The organism is Sorangium sp. So ce590, assembly GCF_051521365.1.
Taxonomy (GTDB): Bacteria; Myxococcota_A; Polyangia; order Polyangiales; family Polyangiaceae; genus Sorangium.
The window spans coordinates 9,631,855-9,648,709 of the sequence record NZ_CP150346.1; the positions used below are offsets into that span (position 1 = coordinate 9,631,855).

Below are 16,855 nucleotides of genomic sequence, written 5' to 3' on the forward strand. Positions count from 1 at the left end.
TTCACTCGCTCACCTCGGCCGACCGGAGCGCCTCGACGCCGGGCAGCCGCTTGCCCTCGATGAGCTCGAGCGAAGCGCCGCCGCCGGTCGAGATGTGGTCGAAGCCCTGGGCGATCTGCTCGCCGGCCTGCTTGACCGCCGCCGCGCTGTCGCCGCCGCCGACCACCGTGAAGCCGGACGCGCCGCTCATGATGCGCGCGACGTCGAACGTGCCCCTGGAGAAGGCGGGCGTCTCGAAGAGGCCCATGGGGCCGTTCCAGAACACCGTCTTCGCCTTCTCGATCGCCTTGCCGAACAGCTCGATCGAGCGGGGGCCGATGTCGAGCGCCATCGTGCCCTCGGGGATCGCGTCGACCGACGCGGGCTCGCCCTGCGTCGCGTCGATGCTCGAGGCGACGACGGCGTCGACGGGCAGCAGGAGCTGGATGCCCCGGTCGCGCGCCTTGCTCATGATCGTGCGCGCGAGCGGGAGCTTGTCCTCCTCGATCCGGCTCTTCTGGACGTTCTTGCCCTGCGCGGCGAGGAAGGTGTTCGCCATCGCGCCGCCGATGCACAGGGTGTCGACAACGTTGAGGAGCGCCTCGACGACGTCGATCTTGTCGGAGACCTTGGCGCCGCCGAGGACGGCGACGTACGGCTTCTCCGGGCGATCGGTGAGCCGGGTCAGCGCCTTGAGCTCCTTCAGGAGGAGCAGGCCGGCGGCGCGCTCGCGCACGAGGCGCGGCAGCGCGTGCACCGACGCGTGGGCGCGGTGCACGGCGCCGAAGGCGTCGTCGACGTAGACGTCGCAGAGCTCGGCGAGCTGGCGCGCGAAGCCCTCGTCGTCCTTCTCCTCCTCCGGGTGGAAGCGGAGGTTCTCCAGGAGACAGATCTGGCCCGCGCGCAGGTCGTAGATGACCTTCTTGGGCGAGTCGCCGACGCAGTCGTCGGGCAGGTGGACCTCGTAACCGGTGAGCTCACTGAGCCGCCCCCCGCACGGCTCCAGCGAGAGCCCCTCGGTCTTGCCCGGCTTCGGGCGGCCGAGGTGCGACGCGAGGATCACCTTCGCGCCCGCTTCCATGACGAGCTTGATCGTCGGGATCGCCTCGCGGATGCGCGAGTCGTCCGTGATCTTGCCCGTCTTCTTGTCGAGCGGGACGTTGAAGTCGACGCGGATGAAGACGCGCTTGCCGCTGAGGCCGCCGGCATCGCCGGCCGCGGCAAGGTCCTCGACGGAGCGGATTCCGGTGAGCTTCACGGCGCTACACGCCCTTCTTCGCCACGAGCCGCGTGAGGTCGATCATGCGGTTCGAGAAGCCCCACTCGTTATCGTACCACGAGAAGATCTTCGCGAAGCGGTCGCCGAGGACCGACGTCATGGTGGCGTCGAACGTGCTGGACGCAGGCGAGCCGATGAAGTCGCCCGAGACGAGCTCCCGCTCCGTGTAGTCGAGGATGTCCTTCATCGGACCCTGGTCGGCGGCCTGCTTCATCGCGGCGTGGATGCTCTCCTTCGTGACCGGCTTCTCGGTCTCGAGGGTGAGGTCCACGAGCGAGACGTCGACCGTGGGGACGCGGATCGCGAGCCCGTCGAACTTGCCCTTGAGCGCCGGGATGACCTCGGAGAGCGCCTTGGCGGCGCCGGTGCTCGAGGGGATCATGTTGACCGCGGCGGCGCGCGCGCGGCGCAGGTCGCCCTTCCTGTGCGGGACGTCGAGCAGGTGCTGGTCGTTCGTGTACGAGTGCACCGTCGTCATCAGGCCGCGGACGATGCCGAAGTTGTCGAGCATCACCTTGGCGACGGGGGCGAGGCAGTTCGTCGTGCAGGAGCCGCACGAGATGATCGTGTGCTTTTGCGCGTCGTAGAGCTCGTCGTTCACGCCCATCACGACCGTGAGGTCGTGGCCCTTGGCCGGCGCGCTGATGATCACGCGCTTGGCGCCGGCGCTCAGGTGAGCGGCGGCCTTGGCCTTGTCCGTGAAGAGGCCCGTGCACTCGAGGACGATGTCGACGCCGAGGCTCTTCCACGGCAGCTCGGCCGGGTCCTTCAGCGCGAGGATCTCGATCTTCTGGTCGCCGATGCTGATGTGCTTGTCCCCAGCGCTGACCTTCGCCGCCTTGAACTCGCGGTGGACCGAGTCGTACTGGAAGAGGTGGGCGAGCGTCTTCGGATCCGTCAGGTCGTTGATGGCGACCAGCTCGATATCCTTCACGCCGCGCTCGACGAGCGCGCGGACAATGCAACGTCCGATGCGCCCAAAACCGTTAATTGCGATCTTCGTCGCCATCACGAACTCCTGGGAAAGTGGCCGGCGCGATACGTAGTCACCTCGCGCGCGACGGTCAAGCAAAGCCTCAGCGCGCGCGACGCACGCGACGGAGCGGCCTCTCGCCGGGGCATCGTGGCGCGCGCGCGCCGAGGCCGGTGGGTCGGGCGGGCGTTCGAGCGGGCGGGGTGGTCGGTCGACGTTTGCCCGACGCTTGGCCCGCGTTCGAGCGGGCGAGGCGTTCGGTCGACGTCGCGGGGCTGCGTCGCGCGGGCCTCGAGGCGGGGGAGCTCTCGCTCAGACGCCGAGGAGCCGGAGGAGGTTGTCGCGGCTCGTGAGGCCGACCTGCACCCCCTTCTTCTCGCCGCCCTGGAACACCATCACCGTCGGAACGCTCCGCACGCCGTACTTGCGGGTGGTCTCCGGAGCACCGTCGATGTCGAGCTTGGCGACCTTCACCTTGCCCTGGAAATCGTCCGCGATCTTGTCGACGATCGGGGCGAGCGCCTTGCAGGGCCCGCACCAGGTGGCCGTGAAATCCACGAGAACGGGGACGGGGGATTTCAGGACTTCAGACTCGAAATTCTGGTCGGTGAGGGTGTGGACGTTCTGGCTCGCCATGTTTGTCTCCGTCGGTGCCGCGCTGTTCAGGTTCAGGGCTGCACCCGTGTGCGCAGGGTGCGACCCCACGAATTGACCGAGGCTGCTCCAGCCGATCGGCCCGATGCAGAGCGGACGCCCTGTCGGGAAAGGAAATTAACTGGCGCGCACCTTTCCGGCAACCGCCAACCGGCAAGGCCCGGGGCGTGCCCCCCACGGATCCTTCCGCTCGCGCCGCCGTTTTGGTAGATCGCTCGGCCCGGATGTCGTCGGACGAGATCACCCTGAAGCACCTCCGGCGCCCGCGGGGCCGCGGCGCTCCCGCAGCGGCCACGGGAGCCACGGCGACGACGGGCGCCTACGACGTCGAGGAGACCTGGCGCCAGACCGGCAGGGCGCTCGTCGTGCCGCTCGAGCGCGCCCTCTCGCTCCCCGCGCTCCGCGCCGCCTTCACGCGGCTGACCGTGGCGGCCGAGCGGCAGAAGCTGACGATCGTCGAGGAGCCGCTGTTCGGCCTGAGAGGCGATCCCGAGAAGGATCCGCTGCAGCGGTGGGACTACGAGGCCGTGCTCCCGATCCGAGGCGCAGCCAGGCCGGAGGGCGCCGTGAAGGTCGCGCGCGTCGAGGGCGGCATGCACTTCGCCGCGACCACGCCGCGCGGCCTCGACGACCTGAAGCGCCTGTACGGCCACCTGCTCGGGACGTCCTTCCCCGCCAAGAAACAGCGCCTGGCGCGGCCGTACATCCTCCACCGGGTCCACCGCCTCGCGGACGGCCAGGCGCGCGAGCCCGACGAGGTGCTCGCGGTCGCGGTCTATCTGCCCGCGGTGCTGTCGATCGAGCCGGTTCCGGTGCCGGCCGACGAAGCGGAGGCCTGAGCGCAGGCGGACGCGCGCGGACGCGGCGCGGGGCGCCGCACGATCCGCGCACGAGCGTCCGCTCGCGCCGCGCCGAGCCAGGATGGCCCCCCGAACCCTCATCATCACGCCGACGTACAACGAGCGAGACAACCTCGCCGAGTTCGTGAGCTCCGTCCTCGCGACGGTCCCGGACGCGCACGTGCTCGTCGTCGACGACGCGTCGCCGGACGGGACAGGCGCCCTCGGCGATGCGCTCGCCGCGCGCGACGGGCGCGTCCAGGTGCTCCACCGCCCGGCCAAGCTCGGGCTCGGCACCGCCTACCTGGAGGGGTTCCAGCGCGCGCTGGACGGCGGCTACGACGTCGCCTTCGAGATGGACGCGGATCTCTCGCACGACCCGGGCCACCTGCCGGCCTTCCTCGACGCGATCGCCCGGGGCGCGGACGTGGTCCTCGGCTCGCGCAACGTGCCGGGGGGCGGCGTCGAGGGCTGGGGCCTCGGGCGGCACGCGCTCTCGAAGGGCGGCTCGCTCTACGCGCGGACCCTCCTGGGCGTCGGCGTCCGCGACCTCACGACCGGCTACAAGGCGTTCACGCGGCGCGCGCTCCTCTCGCTCGATCTCGGCAGCGTGCGCTCGAACGGCTACGCGTTCCAGATCGAGACGACCTACCGGGCGCTCCGCAAAGGGCTCCGCGTGGTCGAGGTGCCGATCGTGTTCGTCGACCGCCGCGCCGGCCACTCGAAGATGAGCCGGAGGATCTTCGCCGAGGCGATCGTCGAGGTCTTCCGCCTGAAGCTCGACGCCGCGCGCGGGCGCATCTGACCGCCGCGCCCGGCCGGAGCGCGACCGGCGCTCAGCGCCTGCCCGTCCGCGATGGTCTCGACGCGGCGCTCGGCCTGGCCCGCTCGTCGGCATCGAGAGCGCCGAGCTCCTCGTCCTGCGCCTCGTCGAGATCGACGTCGTGGATGCGCGATCGCCCGGGGGGCTCCTGGTCCTCGACGCGCACGCGCGCCGCCGCGCCCTGATCGCGCTGGGCGGCGCCGTCCGGCGCGGGGCGCCCGCGAACGACGCGGGTGGCGCGGAGCAGCGCGAGCTCGGCGACGCGGCCGGCCCGGCGCACGCTCGGCGCGGCCTGCTCGCGCAGCACCCGACCGAACACCAGCGACAGCAGCGTCAGCACCGTCGGGACGACCACCCCGAGCGCGAGGCCGACCGCGATGCGCGCGACGGTGAGGCCGAACATCGCGCCCACGAGCGGCAGGCCGTCGAGGCCGCGCCACGGCGCCGCGGCCCCCTCGGGCCCGCGCGGGCGCCGGTCGTCCTCGTGCGCGCGCCGCGCCGCCTTGCGCGCGTCGCGGTACGCCTTGCGCGCGTCGCGCTGCGCCTTGCGGGCGTCGCTGTACGCCTTGCGCGCGTCGCGCTCCGAGGGGCGCCCGGCGCGCGGCCGCTCGGGGGGCGCGCCGCCCGCGTCGAGCTCCGCGAGCAGCGGCGCGAGGCGCGCGGCGCGGCGCTCCGGATCGGGCTCCAGCATCGCGGAGAGGGCCCGGACGAGGCGCGGATCCGCGCGGCCGCCGAGGGCCGCGGGCACGTCGATCGCGAGCCCGCGGTGCGGCAGGTTCTCCGGCTCCTCGCCGGTGAGCAGGCAGAGCGCGGTCGCGCCGACGGCGTAGACGTCCGACGCCGGCAGCGCGCGCCCCTGGAACTGCTCCGGCGCCATGTACCCGAAGGTGCCGACCACGGTGCTCCCGCCCTCGGGGCGCAGGCGATCGCGGACCGCGCCGAAGTCGACGATCGCGAAGGAGCCGTCGGGCCGGCGGATCACGTTGTTCGGCTTGATGTCGCGGTGGATGACCGCCGGCGCGCGGCCGTGCAGGTAGTCGAGCACGCCCGAGGCGTCCCGCAGGAACCGGACGACCTCGTCCCGCCCGAGCACGGCGCGGCGGCGGCGCATCGCGCCCAGGCTCTCGCCGTCGATCTTCTCCATCACGAGGAAGAGCGCTCCGTCCTCCTCGAAATGATCGAGGTAGGCCGGCAGGCTCGGATGCGAGAGCGAGGCGAGCACGCGCGCCTCGCGCTCGGCGAGCTCCACGCCCTTCCAGCTCGAGGCGCCGCGGATCTGGAACCGCTTGATCGCGACGAGCTTGCCGAGCCGCTTGTCGACCGCCTCGAGCGTGTGCCCCTGAGCCCCTTCGCCCAGGGCGCGCGTGACCACGTAGCGCCCGTCGCGCAACGGCTGGCTCGGCTCGTCACCCATCGCGGGAGCGAGGGTACACCGCCCGCGCAGCGACACCAGGGCGAAGCCGCGCCGGGACGCCCGCGGTGGCCGCGCATCGCGAGCGTCCGCCCGCGCGGCCACCGCGGGGCGCTCTGCTAGAGTCGCAGGCGATGTCCCTGATCCTCACCCTGCTCGCGGCGTTCGCGGTCTTCTACCTCCTGTCGGGGCTGCGGCAGATCAACCAGTGGGAGGTGGCGCTGCGCTTCACGCTCGGCAAGCTGACGGGCCGCGTGACCCCCGGGATCACCCTGTACCTCCCGGGGATCCAGGAGCTCCGGCGCATCGACACGCGGATGAAGAACCGCGATCTCCTCCAGCAGATGGTGATCACCCGCGACAACGTGACCACGATGGTCGATGCGGTCGTCTACTACCGCGTCGTCGATCCAGAGCGGGCCACGCTCGCCGTCGAGAACTACGAGACGGCGATGAAGGACCGCGCGAAGGTCGTGCTGCGCGACGTGGTGGGCGAGACGCGGCTCGACGAGCTGCTCGCGCACCGCGAGGAGGTCGCCGCCAAGGTGCGCGCGCAGGTCGAGGCGGTCGCGGAGGCGTGGGGGCTGCACGTGGAGATGATCGGCCTCCAGGACATCGCGCTGCCGCCGCAGATGCAGGAGGTGCTCGCGAAGGGGGCCATCGCCGAGCGCGATCGGCGCTACGTGGTCATCAAGAGCGAGGCCGACGTGGAGAGCGCGAAGAACTTCGCCGAGGCGGCGAGCATCCTCGCGCGCTCGCCCGGGGCGATGGAGCTCCGGCGCTTCGAGGCGCTGGCGAACCTCAGCCAGGGCAACACAAAGGTCATCTTCGACCTGGCGAAGCCGTACGACGACGTGCGTCATGCGGCGGTGGCCATGGCGGAGGCGGCCGTCACCGAGTCGAAGCCCCAGCGCGTCCATGAGGGGCACCGCGCGGTCGACGCCGAGGCGCAGCGCGAGGCCGAGGCGGCGCTCGAGGCGGACGCCGCGCTCGAGGAGCAGCGGACGGCGCGGCGCGGACGCATGGGCGGGGCGTGATCCAGGCGCTGACCGCGCTGAAGGCCGCCGTCGCGGCGCTGCTCGAGGCGCGCGGCGAGCGCGGGCTCTCCGCCCTCGTCGTCGGCGCCGAGCTCGCGGTCGCCGGGCCGCCGCAGCGGTGGACGATGGGGTCGCGCGAGGTGAGCGCGTCGCGCCTCTCGCTCGCCGTCGACGCGCCCGCGTTCGCGGCGCTCACGGCGGACGCGGCGCGCCTCGCGGCGGTGAAGGAGGCGTTCGCGAGCGCGGTGCGCACCCCGGAGACGGAGCTCGCCGATCTGACGCTGCTCCTGCGCCTGCCAGGCGCCGGGCGCGGGTGGAACCAGGTCTACCGGGAGGCCGCGCTCCCGGCCGCGCCGGAGCGACCGCACCCCGACGCGGTCCTCGGCGGGGCGGCGGCGCTGCTCGACGCCTCGGGCGACGCGCGGGGCGCGGCGATGCTCCGCCGCGCGCGGCTCGAGGCAGCGGAGGTCCCGGGCAGCGGCGGGGTCCCGCTGGTCCGCTGCGTTGTGCGGCTCGACCCGGCGGACCGCGCCGCGCTCGACCGCGACGGCGAGCGGGCGGAGCGGCTGCAGCGCGCCGTGCGCAGCGCCGGCACGCGCGCCGCCGAGGCGATCGCGTCCGTGGAGCTCGCCACGGCGCTCCGCCCGCTCGGCGGGGCGCCGCCGCTCGGCCCGGCCGAGGCGCCGGGCGCGCGGCTCGCGCGGGCGCTCGAGGCGCGCGGCGCCGTCGTGGTGCCCATCTCTCGCGACGAGGGCGGGTCGAGCGGCGGGAGCGTGGAGCTCGCCGTCGTGGCGTCCGGGGAGCTCCTGCGCGTCCGGATCGTCGCGGCCGCCCCGGGGGGCGAGCGTGGCCGCAACGGCTGGAAAATAGATAAAATTCGCACACTTACGGTCGATGCCCAGGAGGTGGCGGCGCCGGAGCGCGCCGCGGAGCTCGCCGCGCTGCTCCTCGGCGGCGGCGACCTCGCCTGACGGCGCGCTGCGAGGCCGAGCCCGCCGGCCCTCGCGCTCGGCCCCGTCAGGCGAGGGCGGCGCCGCCGCGCTACGTTCCCGCCCCGGCGCGCGAGCCCTGCGCAAGGATGCGCCTGAAGGTCAGGTTGATGCGCGGCCCTGCGCCGCGCTGCCTGGGCACGCCGTGGCGGTGGTGGTGCTGGGTGGTCCCGCCCATCACCAGCAGGCTTCCCCCGCCGAGCTCCAGCTCGACGGCGGGAGCGTCCTTCCATTTCCGGGCGGGCTTGAGGACGAAGCGGCGCGGCGCGCCGAGCGACACGGAGGCGATCAGCGGATTCGGCCCGAGCTCCTTCTCCGCGTCGGCGTGGAAGCCCATGGAGTCGGCGCCGCTGCGGTAATAATTCAGGAGGACGCTGTTGAACGCCGGGCGCGACGCGCGCGGAGGCTCGGCCACGGGGAGCTCGGCGCACGCCGACGCCACGCGCGCCTCGAGCTCGGCGAGCGGCGGCGACCACGGCTCGGGCGCCAGCGTCAGCCCCGAATAGGTGTAGACCGCGCCGGGGTCGCCGTACCACGCCGACAGCCGCGGCTGGAGGAGCTCGCGGCCGAAGAGCTTGATCTTGTCCTGCCGCCACGCGACCCCGGCGCGCAGCGCCTCGAAGAGCGCGTCCGCCTCCGCGCGCGGGAGCCACGGATCGAGGAGGGCGAACCAGCCGCCTTCGAGGAGGTGCTCGATCCGCGTGCACACGGGGACCGACTAGCGCGCTGGCCGCGCGCGCGCCAGACGGCGCTGGCGCAGGGCCGTCAGCTCGCCGGCGCCTTGCCGGCGGGCGGCTCGCCGGAGCGCGCGGGCGACTCCGCGCGGGTCATGCTCCGGATCGCGTAATTGAGCGCGGCGCGCAGGTTTCGCTGCGTGTTGATCTGGGAGAGATCGAGCCCGAGCGAGACCATGGTCTGCGCGACGTTCGGCTTGATGCCGGCGACGATGCCGTCGGCTCCGAGCAGCCGGATCGCGGTGACGAGCTCGATCAGGTGGCTCGCGACCTTGGTGTCGACGACCTCGACGCCGGTGAGGTCGAGGATGGCGTAGCGCGCTTGCTTCTCGACGATCTTCGAGAGCAGGCTGTCCATGACGTCGGCGGTGCGCACGCTGTCGACCGTCCCCACCATGGGGAGCGTGAGCACGCCGTCCCAGACCTCGATGATCGGCGTGGAGAGATCGCGGATGACCTGCTGCTGCGCCTCGATCTGGTGCAGCTGAGCGCGCAGCTCGTTCTCTATGCGCTTGGACTCCGAGATGTCGAACGACAACCCGAGCACGCCGCCCCCGGGCTCGCCGCGCCGGTCGTGAAGCGGGGTGACCCAGTTGTCCCAGTGGATACCGAACGATTCCGTGCGAAAGCGGCGCACCTTCCCGTCGAACCACGTGCGCATGTCGCGCATCTCGGGCGCGGGCATGTCGACGCCGGCTGCGTCTGGCTGCTTCCCATAGAAGTCGATCCAGTTGACCCCGGCGAGCTGCCCGGACTTGAGTCCGACGCTCTCGAGCCCCCTGCCATCGTGATAGAAACAGACCCCATCGGGGTCGAGCGCCCAGAACGATATGCTGGCGACGTGCTTGACCATGCTGTCCAGGACACGCGCCTTGTTGCGGAGGGTCGTCAGCTCCTCCTCGGCGATCTCGGGCGTTTCCCGGAGCGACCCGAAGACCGCGCTGCGATCGGGCGATCGCTTCGCCTTGCACGACAGCGACCGGTACGCCCCGCGCGCGTCGCGAAGGCGGACGCGGAACGAGGCGGGCTCGCCCGTCTGCTCGAGCTTCGCCCACGCCTCCAGGAGGGCGGCTCGATCCTCCGGGTGAGCGAGCTCTGCGAGCATCGTGCCCTCCTCGCTCACGGGGCCGATGACCTCTCGCAGCGCATCATTCTCGTGGAGCAGTCCGCCGGCGGCCGACGCGACGAAGAGCAGTTCAGGACAGCTGGCGAAAAACTCCGCGAGCAGCGAGTGCGAAGCGATCTCCATCACGCAAGCATCTCCCTGAGGCAAAAAGACGGGCTCGAGGCTATCGCGCGTGATCCCGCGGGGGAACCCCCATGCCCCGCTCATGCTGACGGGCAAGCGGCAAGACCCGGCAGGGGCGCCTCCTGCGCAGGTAGAGGGGCCGGGCAGGACGCGATGGCTCGATAGATCGACGCTGCGCTGCAGGCACCGGGCGTCCCTGGCCGAGGGGCGGCGCGCGTCCTACATAGCTCGTCCGTCCAAGATGCTGAGCTCGCCCGCCCCGCGAAGGAGCCCTGTTTTCCTCGCCCTCATCCTCGGCGCGCTCACCGCGCTGGGTCCGCTCTCGATCGACATGTACCTGCCGAGCCTGCCGACGCTGCAGCGCGACCTCGGCACCACCGCGTCGGCGGTGCAGCTCACGCTCGCGGCGTACTTCGCGGGGCTCGGGCTGGGCCAGCTCGCCTACGGGCCGTTGACCGATCGGTTCGGCCGCAAGCGCCCCCTGTACGCCGGGCTCGCGCTCTACGTGCTCGCCTCGATCGGGTGCGCGCTCGCCCCGAGCGTGCAGTCGCTCATCGCGCTGCGCTTCCTCCAGGCCGTCGGCGGCGCTGCGGGGCAGGTCGTGACGCGGGCCGTGGTCCGCGACCTCTACGCCGGGGCCGCCGCCGCGCGGCTGCTCTCGCTGCTCATGCTCGTCATGGGGGCCGCGCCCATCCTCGCGCCGACCCTCGGCGGCTGGTTGCTCCTCGTCGCCGGCTGGCGGGTCATCTTCGCGCTGCTCGCCGCGCTCGGCCTCGGCTGCCTGGCGCTGATGGCCGCGGCGCTCCCCGAGACGGCGGCCGCGCGGACCGAGCGGCTCGATCTCCGGGCGATCGGCGCGCACCTGCGCGAGCTCGGGCGCGATCGCGCCTTCGTCGCGTACACGCTGACGTGCGCCTTCGCGCAGGCCGGCATGTTCGCATACATCTCGGGCTCGCCGTTCGTGCTCATCGAGCTATTTCACGTCTCGCCCCAGCACTACGGCTGGCTCTTCGGCGCGAACGCGTTCGGCCTCATCGCCAGCGCCCAGGTGAACCACCGGCTGCTCGGGCGTCGCTCGCCGGCCTGGCTGCTCGCGCGGGCGACGGCCGCGATCACCGCGGTCGGCGCGGTCCTCCTCGCCGTCGCGATCAGCCGCTGGGGCGGGCTCCCCGCCATGGTCGGGTCGCTCTTCGCGTTCGTGGCGAGCCTCGGCTTCATCGGCTCCAACGCGACGGCGCTGGCGATGGACGGGCAGGGCGCGCGCGCCGGGCTCGCCTCCGCGGCGCTCGGCTCGATTCAGTTCGGGATCGCGGCCGGCGCCTCGTCGCTTGTCGGTCTCCTGAACGACGGCTCCGCGCGGCCGATGGCGGCCGTCATGGCGGCCTGCGGAGCGGCCTCCTGGGCCGCGGGCGCGGCGGCCCGGCGGCGCGACGCGCGGGCGCTCAGACCCGCGACGAGGCCTTGAACGAATCGGACACGACCTTCTTGGCGAAGTCGATGATCTGATCCTTGGGGGCGTTCTGGATCGCGTACTTGACCACGTAGCCGCCGGCGACGAGGGTGAGCTGGCGCAGGATCTTCGAGCTCGCGAGCACGCCGAGCGCAAACGCCGCCCCGCCGATGGCGAGCGGAACGATGTACGGGACGTCCTTGACCTTGCCCTGGATGTCCTTGGCGAACTTGAGCAGCATGTCGAGGCTCACCCCGCCCTCGCCGCCCTGCGCCTGCTGCGAGCTCGACTCCTGCGCGCCGCCCTCCTGCGCGCCGCCCTCGTAGATCCCGTTCTTGTACCCGGCCGACGTGTACTGGTCATTACCGATAATGGTCATAGCCCTCTACCTCGTCCTGAAATGATCAGCCTCTGAGATGGCGATAGCTCCCGGCTCTATGCGAAGCACATACCAATCTGGACGACGGCGCAACGGACGCCGCAGCGACGATGAGCCGAGCCACTTGCCGCGGCCGCCGGGGCGAGTCGCGTGCGCGGGGGCGCGCCAGCGATGGGGCAACCTGGTGATGCGTGGCAAATGATCCCGCACCGAGCGCTCCCGCGCGATCGGTGCGCTCCATGTGGGCGCCGGACGTCCTCAGGGGCCCACCACCACGCGCGCTCCCGGGCGAGCGACACGATCGCGGACGAGAGCTCGTGCGGGTCGTGGCGGAGCCGGGCGGCGACTCCGAGCGCGCGGGCGGCGAGGGTGCAGCCAAGCAAGAGCCCGGTCGTCTCAGGGAACGCTCGGCATCCGTAAGAAAAATCACAACAGCGCGCTCTCGACGAGGTCGTGGCTGTCGAGGACGTTGACGCTTGGCCGGCGCAGGAGGAACCCGGCCGCGCCGGCGCCGAGGAGAGCGTGGGGGCGTGGAGGACGTCCGCGACGCAGTCCGCAGCCCCGACCACGGGTGGTCCTCCCTCGCTCGCGCGGACCGCTCCGCACGACGCGCGCGTGACCGCGTGTGTTGTCGATTCGAGCGATCGGCCTGTGTGCTCGATCGGGCCGAGAGCGAGGTCGCATTGGAGCTGCGAGAAGCCGTCAGTCTGGTCTCGCATTCGGTCGATGCCGGCCGCTCGCATGGAGCAGCGCTCGTGCTCGACCAGCATTGCGTCGACGTCGCCAAGAATACCTCGGCGCGCGATGCAATCAGCGTGTGCACGCCGCGCCTCGGCGACGCGCGCGCGAGGGCGCTCTCCCCGGCACATGGTTTGCTCAGCCCCCACGCGCATGTCCCTCACAACGCTCCTGTTCGGCAGGCGGCTGGCCTCGGATGAGGAGGAGAAGGAACAGATAGGCCCGTTCTCCGGGATTCCTGTCCTCGGCCTCGACGCCCTCGCTTCTGCGTCGTACGGGCCCGAGGCCGCGCTCACCGTGCTCCTCCCCCTCGGCACGCGCGGCCTCCGCTACATCGTGCCGCTCAGCGCGATGGTCATCACGCTGCTCGCGATCGTCTATTTCTCGTACCGCCAGACGATCGTCGCCTACCCGAGCGGCGGCGGCTCGTACATCGTCGCGAAGGAGAACCTCGGCACGTCTGCAGGCCTCGTCGCGGCGGCGGCGCTGCTCCTCGATTACGTGCTCAACGTCGCGGTCGCCGTCTCGGCGGGGGTGGGCGCGCTCGTCTCCGCGGTGCCCGCGCTGCTGCCCCACACGCTGGGCCTCTGCCTCGGCGTCCTGATCCTGCTCACCGCGGCCAACCTGCGCGGGCTCCGCACCGCGGGCCTCGTGTTCATGGCACCGACGTACGCGTTCCTCGGCTGCCTGTTCGCGGTGATCGCGATCGGCATCGGGGAGACGCTCCTCCAGGGCGGGCACCCGGCGCCCGTGGTCGCCCCACCCTCGCCCCCGGCCACGCTCGGCACCGCGAGCATTGCGCTGCTCTGCCACGCCTTCGCCAGCGGGTGCACCGCGATGACCGGCGTGGAAGCCGTGAGCAACGGCGTCCCTGCCTTTCGCAAGCCGAGCAGCCTGCTGGCGCGCCGGACGCTCTCGTATATCGTTGCCTCGCTCGGCATCCTGCTCGCCGGGATCGCGATCCTCGCGCAGGCCTACGGCATCACCGCCACCGAGCCCGGCAAGAGCGGGTATCAGAGCATCCTCTCGCAGCTCGTCGGCGCCGTCGTGGGGCGCGGCCCGTTCTACTACGCGACCCTGTCCGCGGTCGTGGCGGTGCTCCTGCTCTCCGCGAACACGAGCTTCGCCGACTTCCCTCGCATCTGCCAGCTCGTCGCGATCGATCGCTTCCTGCCCGAGCCCTTCATCCACCGCGGCAGGCGCCTCACCTTCTCCTACGGCATCGGCGTCCTCGCAGGGCTCTCGGCGCTCCTGCTCGTCGTCTTCCAGGGGATCACCGACGCCCTCATCCCGCTCTTCGCGGTGGGCGCCTTCCTCGCCTTCACCATGTCGCAGGCGGGCATGGTCGCGCACTGGTCCAGGGTCCGCGGCGAGCGTTTCCGGCTCCACCGCGCCATCAACGCCGTCGGCGCCACGGCCACCGCCGTGACGCTCGTCGTCATCATCGTCTCGAAGTTCGCCGAGGGGGCGTGGATCTCGACCCTGCTCGTGATCGCGACCTACGTCACCTTCCGCGGCGTGCAGGCGCATTACGAGCACATCGACGAGGCGGTCCGCACCCACCAGCCGCTCGACCTCACCCCGCTCCCGCCGCCGATCGTGGTGGTGCCGATCCGGCGCTGGGATCTCGTGGCGCAGAAGGGGCTCCGCTTCGCGCTCCAGCTCTCGCCCGAGGTCTACGCGTTCCAGGTGCTCCTCGACGACCCTCGCGTCGAGGATCTGAGCGGCGAATGGCGCGATCTCGTGGAGGAGCCCGCGAGGGCGAAGGGGATTCCGGCGCCGCGGCTGGTGGTGGTCCGGTCCCGCTACCGGCGGCTCTTCCGATCGCTGCTCCGCTTCGTCACCGCCATGGCGCGCGCTCACCCCGACAGGCAGGTGGCGGTCGTCGTGCCCGAGGTGGTCGAGTCACACTGGTACCATTACCTGCTCCACAACCACACGGCCTCGGTCCTCAAATGGCTCCTGCTCATCCGCGGCGGGAAGGGCATCGTGATCGTGAACACGCCCTTCTACCTGTACGATACGCCGAAGACGGCTTGACCGTCGCGCGTGACGTGCCGCGAGCGCCCTCGGGGCTCACCACCACGCGCGCTCCCGGGCGAGCGACACGATCGCGGACGAGAGCTTGTGCGGGTCGTGGCGGATCAGCTTGCCGCCGAACAGCAGGTCGGCGGGGACGAGGAGGTCGGAGGCGAGCCGCCTGTCCGGCGAGGTCACGACCGGCTCGGAGCCGGCGGAGGCGTACTCCGGGAGGCTGGCCGAGGGCCACACGTCGTTGAACAGCACCGCGTCGAGCCGGGCCTCCCCGAGGTACATCGCGATGGTCCCCACGAAGTCCTCGACCGTGTAACCGGGCGTCTCGTTGGGCTTCGTCATGAGATTGCACACGAACAGCGCGCGGGCGCGGCTCGCCGCGATGGCCTCGCGCACCCCCTTGACGAGGAGGTTCGGGACGAGGCTCGTGTAGAGGTCGCCCGGCCCGAGGATGATGAGATCCGCGTCCGCGATCGCCTCGAGCGCCGCCGGATAGGCCGTGGCCTCGGGATCCAGATAGACCGAGAGCACGGGCGCATCGAGCATGTCGGAGAGGTTGTCGATCGACGCCTCCCCGCGGATGGTCCGGTCGTTCTCGAGATGCATCACGAGATCGACCTGATCCATCGTGACGGGGAGGACGCGGTTCTTGACGGAGAAGATCTCGTGCAGGCGCTCGACCGTGAGGGGGAGCGAGCCGGTGATCTCCTGCACCGCGGTGAATATCAGATTGCGCAGGGTGTGCCCGCCGAGGCTCCCCGACCGGAAGCGGTGGCCGAGCAGCTCCTTCAGCGCCGCCGGGTGCTCGGACAGGGCGACGAGGCAGCGCGTGAAGTCGCCGGGGGGCAGGAGACCGTACTCGTCCCGGAGCCTGCCGGAGCTCCCGCCCGAGTCCATCATGGTCACGATCGCGGTGATGCGAGCGCTCAGGTCGCGCAGGCCCGTGAGGAGCGTATAATGGCCCGTTCCTCCTCCCACCGTCACGATCCTCGGCGTCGCCATGAGGGAGCAGGGTACCATGCGGCGCAGCGAGGCCGACACCGGCCGTCACGCCGCCGAGATCTCGGCGCGCGGCCGCGGCATGCACTTCGCGAGGCGGCTCGACGCGACGGCGTGGTATGCGGGCGCGATCTCGGCGCTGTAGCAGCGCCTCCCCGCGGCGAAGGCCGCCACCGCGACCGAGCAGAGCCCGCCGAACGGCTCCCAGACGACATCGCCCGGATCCGAAGAGGCCCGGATGATGCGATCGAGCAGCTTGAGGGGCTTCTGGTTGCCGTGGACGGACCGGGTCTCCTCCTTGAAGCGCTCGGCGCCGCGGACCGCGGGCTCGCGCCAGACGTTGGTCACCCCGACCTCGCAATGGAACTTCGCGCGCAGGCTGGCCCATTCAGGGCCCGTCAGCGACCGCTTGCCGTCGACCGAGAAGTAGGGCCGCCCCTCGGGGCGGCCGTGCGCGTTCGCGAACGCGACGATCCGCTCGAACGCCTCGGCCGGAGGATAATACCAGAGGTGGCAGCGCGTGAAATACTTCCTCGTGGCGGCGTTCTTCACGCCGCACGCCTCGTTCGTGTGGCGCAGCGGGAGTCCCGAGCGCTCCCATTCGCGCCGTAGCCAGGCCTTGAGGGGCAGCCCCGCGCCGCCGCTCTCCAGGAGGACCTTGCGCACGTACTGCACGCACACCTCGCTCACGACCGGGAACTTGCGCAGCGTCCGGGTGTTCGCGTTGCCCGCGATGTGGGCGATCCCCTTGTCCCACACATTGCAGCTCCGGTACTCCCAGCCGTGCTGATCGAGCAGCGGGTGCACGGTCGCCCAGCCGATCTCGGTCCCCCAGAACCACAGGGTGGCGGACGGCAAGGCGCGCTCCGACCAGGCGGCGACGTGGGGCGCGTACCACGCGCCGAGCTCCTTGTGCGTCGGCGGGTCGCCGGGAAAGCCGGAGACGCCATAAGCGCCGTCGGAGACGATCACCGTGGGCCTCGGCCAGGAGGCGTAGTGCTCCAGCGCGTCGCCGAGCGTCAGGACGGGGTGGGGGTCGGTCGATGCGCGCTTCGCGGGGGGCACGCGGCCATCCAATCCAACTGCGCGGATCTGTCAACAAAACGGCAGAGATAGGGGCCGGCGAGGCGGCCGGCGAGGCGGCCGGCGCCGCTGGGCCTCCCCGAGGGAGCGATCTTCTCCTGGAGCGTCCTCGCGAGCGCCTGGAGCTGACGTGCACGGGTGTCGTCCGGAGGAGACAGGCTGTGGAAATGGAGGGAACACTGTTCGAATGGAATCCCGCGTGGAA

The 16,855-nt window shown here is 71.8% G+C and carries 15 protein-coding genes; 6 read left to right on the top strand and 9 right to left on the bottom strand.

Going from position 1 to position 16,855, the window contains the following annotated elements:
• Position 1: 1 nt before the first annotated feature.
• The 3 genes from WMF28_RS36480 to trxA form a co-directional block, all read right to left on the bottom strand.
• The gene (locus tag WMF28_RS36480) at positions 2-1,237 is read right to left on the bottom strand and encodes a phosphoglycerate kinase (RefSeq protein WP_437598149.1); all 1,236 of its coding nucleotides are present in this window, start codon (positions 1,235-1,237) and stop codon (positions 2-4) included.
• Between the two features lie 4 nt (positions 1,238-1,241).
• Positions 1,242-2,267 (bottom strand): type I glyceraldehyde-3-phosphate dehydrogenase, encoded by a 1,026-nt coding sequence (gene gap, locus WMF28_RS36485; protein ID WP_437598150.1) that lies wholly within the window; start codon positions 2,265-2,267, stop codon positions 1,242-1,244.
• Between the two features lie 276 nt (positions 2,268-2,543).
• Entirely contained in the window at positions 2,544-2,867 is a 324-nt protein-coding gene (trxA, locus tag WMF28_RS36490) for a thioredoxin (protein ID WP_437481459.1), read from the bottom strand.
• A gap of 242 nt (positions 2,868-3,109) precedes the next feature.
• On the opposite strand from trxA, the gene WMF28_RS36495 reads away from it, so the two are divergent.
• Both WMF28_RS36495 and WMF28_RS36500 read left to right on the top strand, forming a co-directional pair.
• The gene (locus WMF28_RS36495) at positions 3,110-3,724 is read left to right on the top strand and encodes a hypothetical protein (protein WP_437598151.1); all 615 of its coding nucleotides are present in this window, start codon (positions 3,110-3,112) and stop codon (positions 3,722-3,724) included.
• An 82-nt stretch (positions 3,725-3,806) separates the two neighbouring features.
• Complete coding sequence (locus WMF28_RS36500) at positions 3,807-4,529, top strand: polyprenol monophosphomannose synthase (RefSeq protein ID WP_437598152.1); 723 nt, start codon at positions 3,807-3,809, stop codon at positions 4,527-4,529.
• A gap of 31 nt (positions 4,530-4,560) precedes the next feature.
• On the opposite strand, the gene WMF28_RS36505 is transcribed toward WMF28_RS36500, so the two are convergent.
• A complete protein-coding gene (locus WMF28_RS36505) occupies positions 4,561-5,961 on the bottom strand; it encodes a serine/threonine protein kinase (protein ID WP_437598153.1) in 1,401 nt (466 codons plus the stop codon).
• A 131-nt stretch (positions 5,962-6,092) separates the two neighbouring features.
• Here WMF28_RS36505 and WMF28_RS36510 point away from each other — a divergent pair, with 131 nt between their 5' ends.
• Positions 6,093-6,995, top strand: a complete 903-nt coding sequence (locus WMF28_RS36510; RefSeq protein ID WP_437598154.1) for a slipin family protein — start codon at positions 6,093-6,095, stop codon at positions 6,993-6,995.
• Positions 6,992-7,966, top strand: coding sequence for a hypothetical protein (locus WMF28_RS36515; protein ID WP_437598155.1), 975 nt, complete (start codon positions 6,992-6,994; stop codon positions 7,964-7,966). The genes WMF28_RS36510 and WMF28_RS36515 overlap by 4 nt, the downstream gene beginning before the upstream one ends.
• 70 nt (positions 7,967-8,036) lie before the next feature.
• Here WMF28_RS36515 and WMF28_RS36520 read toward each other — a convergent pair whose 3' ends face one another.
• Both WMF28_RS36520 and WMF28_RS36525 read right to left on the bottom strand, forming a co-directional pair.
• Complete coding sequence (locus tag WMF28_RS36520) at positions 8,037-8,693, bottom strand: alpha-ketoglutarate-dependent dioxygenase AlkB family protein (protein WP_437598156.1); 657 nt, start codon at positions 8,691-8,693, stop codon at positions 8,037-8,039.
• 56 nt (positions 8,694-8,749) lie between these two features.
• Positions 8,750-9,967 carry an STAS domain-containing protein gene (locus WMF28_RS36525; protein WP_437604345.1) on the bottom strand — a complete coding sequence of 406 codons (1,218 nt, stop codon included), beginning with the start codon at positions 9,965-9,967 and terminating at the stop codon, positions 8,750-8,752.
• Between the two features lie 241 nt (positions 9,968-10,208).
• Here WMF28_RS36525 and WMF28_RS36530 point away from each other — a divergent pair, with 241 nt between their 5' ends.
• The gene (locus WMF28_RS36530; RefSeq protein WP_437604346.1) at positions 10,209-11,432 is read left to right on the top strand and encodes a Bcr/CflA family multidrug efflux MFS transporter; all 1,224 of its coding nucleotides are present in this window, start codon (positions 10,209-10,211) and stop codon (positions 11,430-11,432) included.
• Here WMF28_RS36530 and WMF28_RS36535 read toward each other — a convergent pair.
• The gene (locus tag WMF28_RS36535) at positions 11,410-11,796 is read right to left on the bottom strand and encodes a hypothetical protein (RefSeq protein ID WP_437598157.1); all 387 of its coding nucleotides are present in this window, start codon (positions 11,794-11,796) and stop codon (positions 11,410-11,412) included. The two genes, WMF28_RS36530 and WMF28_RS36535, sit on opposite strands and share 23 nt — an antisense overlap.
• A gap of 891 nt (positions 11,797-12,687) precedes the next feature.
• Between WMF28_RS36535 and WMF28_RS36540 the strand changes: the two genes are divergently transcribed.
• Positions 12,688-14,574 carry an APC family permease gene (locus WMF28_RS36540; protein WP_437598158.1) on the top strand — a complete coding sequence of 629 codons (1,887 nt, stop codon included), beginning with the start codon at positions 12,688-12,690 and terminating at the stop codon, positions 14,572-14,574.
• Between the two features lie 36 nt (positions 14,575-14,610).
• On the opposite strand, the gene WMF28_RS36545 is transcribed toward WMF28_RS36540, so the two are convergent.
• Together WMF28_RS36545 and WMF28_RS36550 are read right to left on the bottom strand one after the other, a co-directional pair.
• On the bottom strand, positions 14,611-15,570 hold the full coding sequence (locus WMF28_RS36545) for a gluconeogenesis factor YvcK family protein (protein WP_437598159.1): 960 nt from the start codon (positions 15,568-15,570) through the stop codon (positions 14,611-14,613).
• A gap of 45 nt (positions 15,571-15,615) precedes the next feature.
• On the bottom strand, positions 15,616-16,374 hold the full coding sequence (locus tag WMF28_RS36550) for a DNA methyltransferase (protein ID WP_437604347.1): 759 nt from the start codon (positions 16,372-16,374) through the stop codon (positions 15,616-15,618).
• Positions 16,375-16,855 lie beyond the last annotated feature (481 nt).

Bases quoted from the DNA above. Each gene is read 5' to 3' on its own strand.
- gap (WP_437598150.1), bottom strand. From the start codon at position 2,267: ATGGCGACGAAGATCGCAATTAACGGTTTTGGGCGCATCGGACGTTGC.
- trxA (WP_437481459.1), bottom strand. From the start codon at position 2,867: ATGGCGAGCCAGAACGTCCACACCCTCACCGACCAGAATTTCGAGTCT.
- WMF28_RS36495 (WP_437598151.1), top strand. From the start codon at position 3,110: ATGTCGTCGGACGAGATCACCCTGAAGCACCTCCGGCGCCCGCGGGGC.
- WMF28_RS36500 (WP_437598152.1), top strand. From the start codon at position 3,807: ATGGCCCCCCGAACCCTCATCATCACGCCGACGTACAACGAGCGAGAC.
- WMF28_RS36505 (WP_437598153.1), bottom strand. From the start codon at position 5,961: ATGGGTGACGAGCCGAGCCAGCCGTTGCGCGACGGGCGCTACGTGGTC.
- WMF28_RS36510 (WP_437598154.1), top strand. From the start codon at position 6,093: ATGTCCCTGATCCTCACCCTGCTCGCGGCGTTCGCGGTCTTCTACCTC.
- WMF28_RS36525 (WP_437604345.1), bottom strand. From the start codon at position 9,967: ATGGAGATCGCTTCGCACTCGCTGCTCGCGGAGTTTTTCGCCAGCTGT.
- WMF28_RS36530 (WP_437604346.1), top strand. From the start codon at position 10,209: ATGCTGAGCTCGCCCGCCCCGCGAAGGAGCCCTGTTTTCCTCGCCCTC.
- WMF28_RS36535 (WP_437598157.1), bottom strand. From the start codon at position 11,796: ATGACCATTATCGGTAATGACCAGTACACGTCGGCCGGGTACAAGAAC.
- WMF28_RS36540 (WP_437598158.1), top strand. From the start codon at position 12,688: ATGTCCCTCACAACGCTCCTGTTCGGCAGGCGGCTGGCCTCGGATGAG.
- WMF28_RS36545 (WP_437598159.1), bottom strand. From the start codon at position 15,570: ATGGCGACGCCGAGGATCGTGACGGTGGGAGGAGGAACGGGCCATTAT.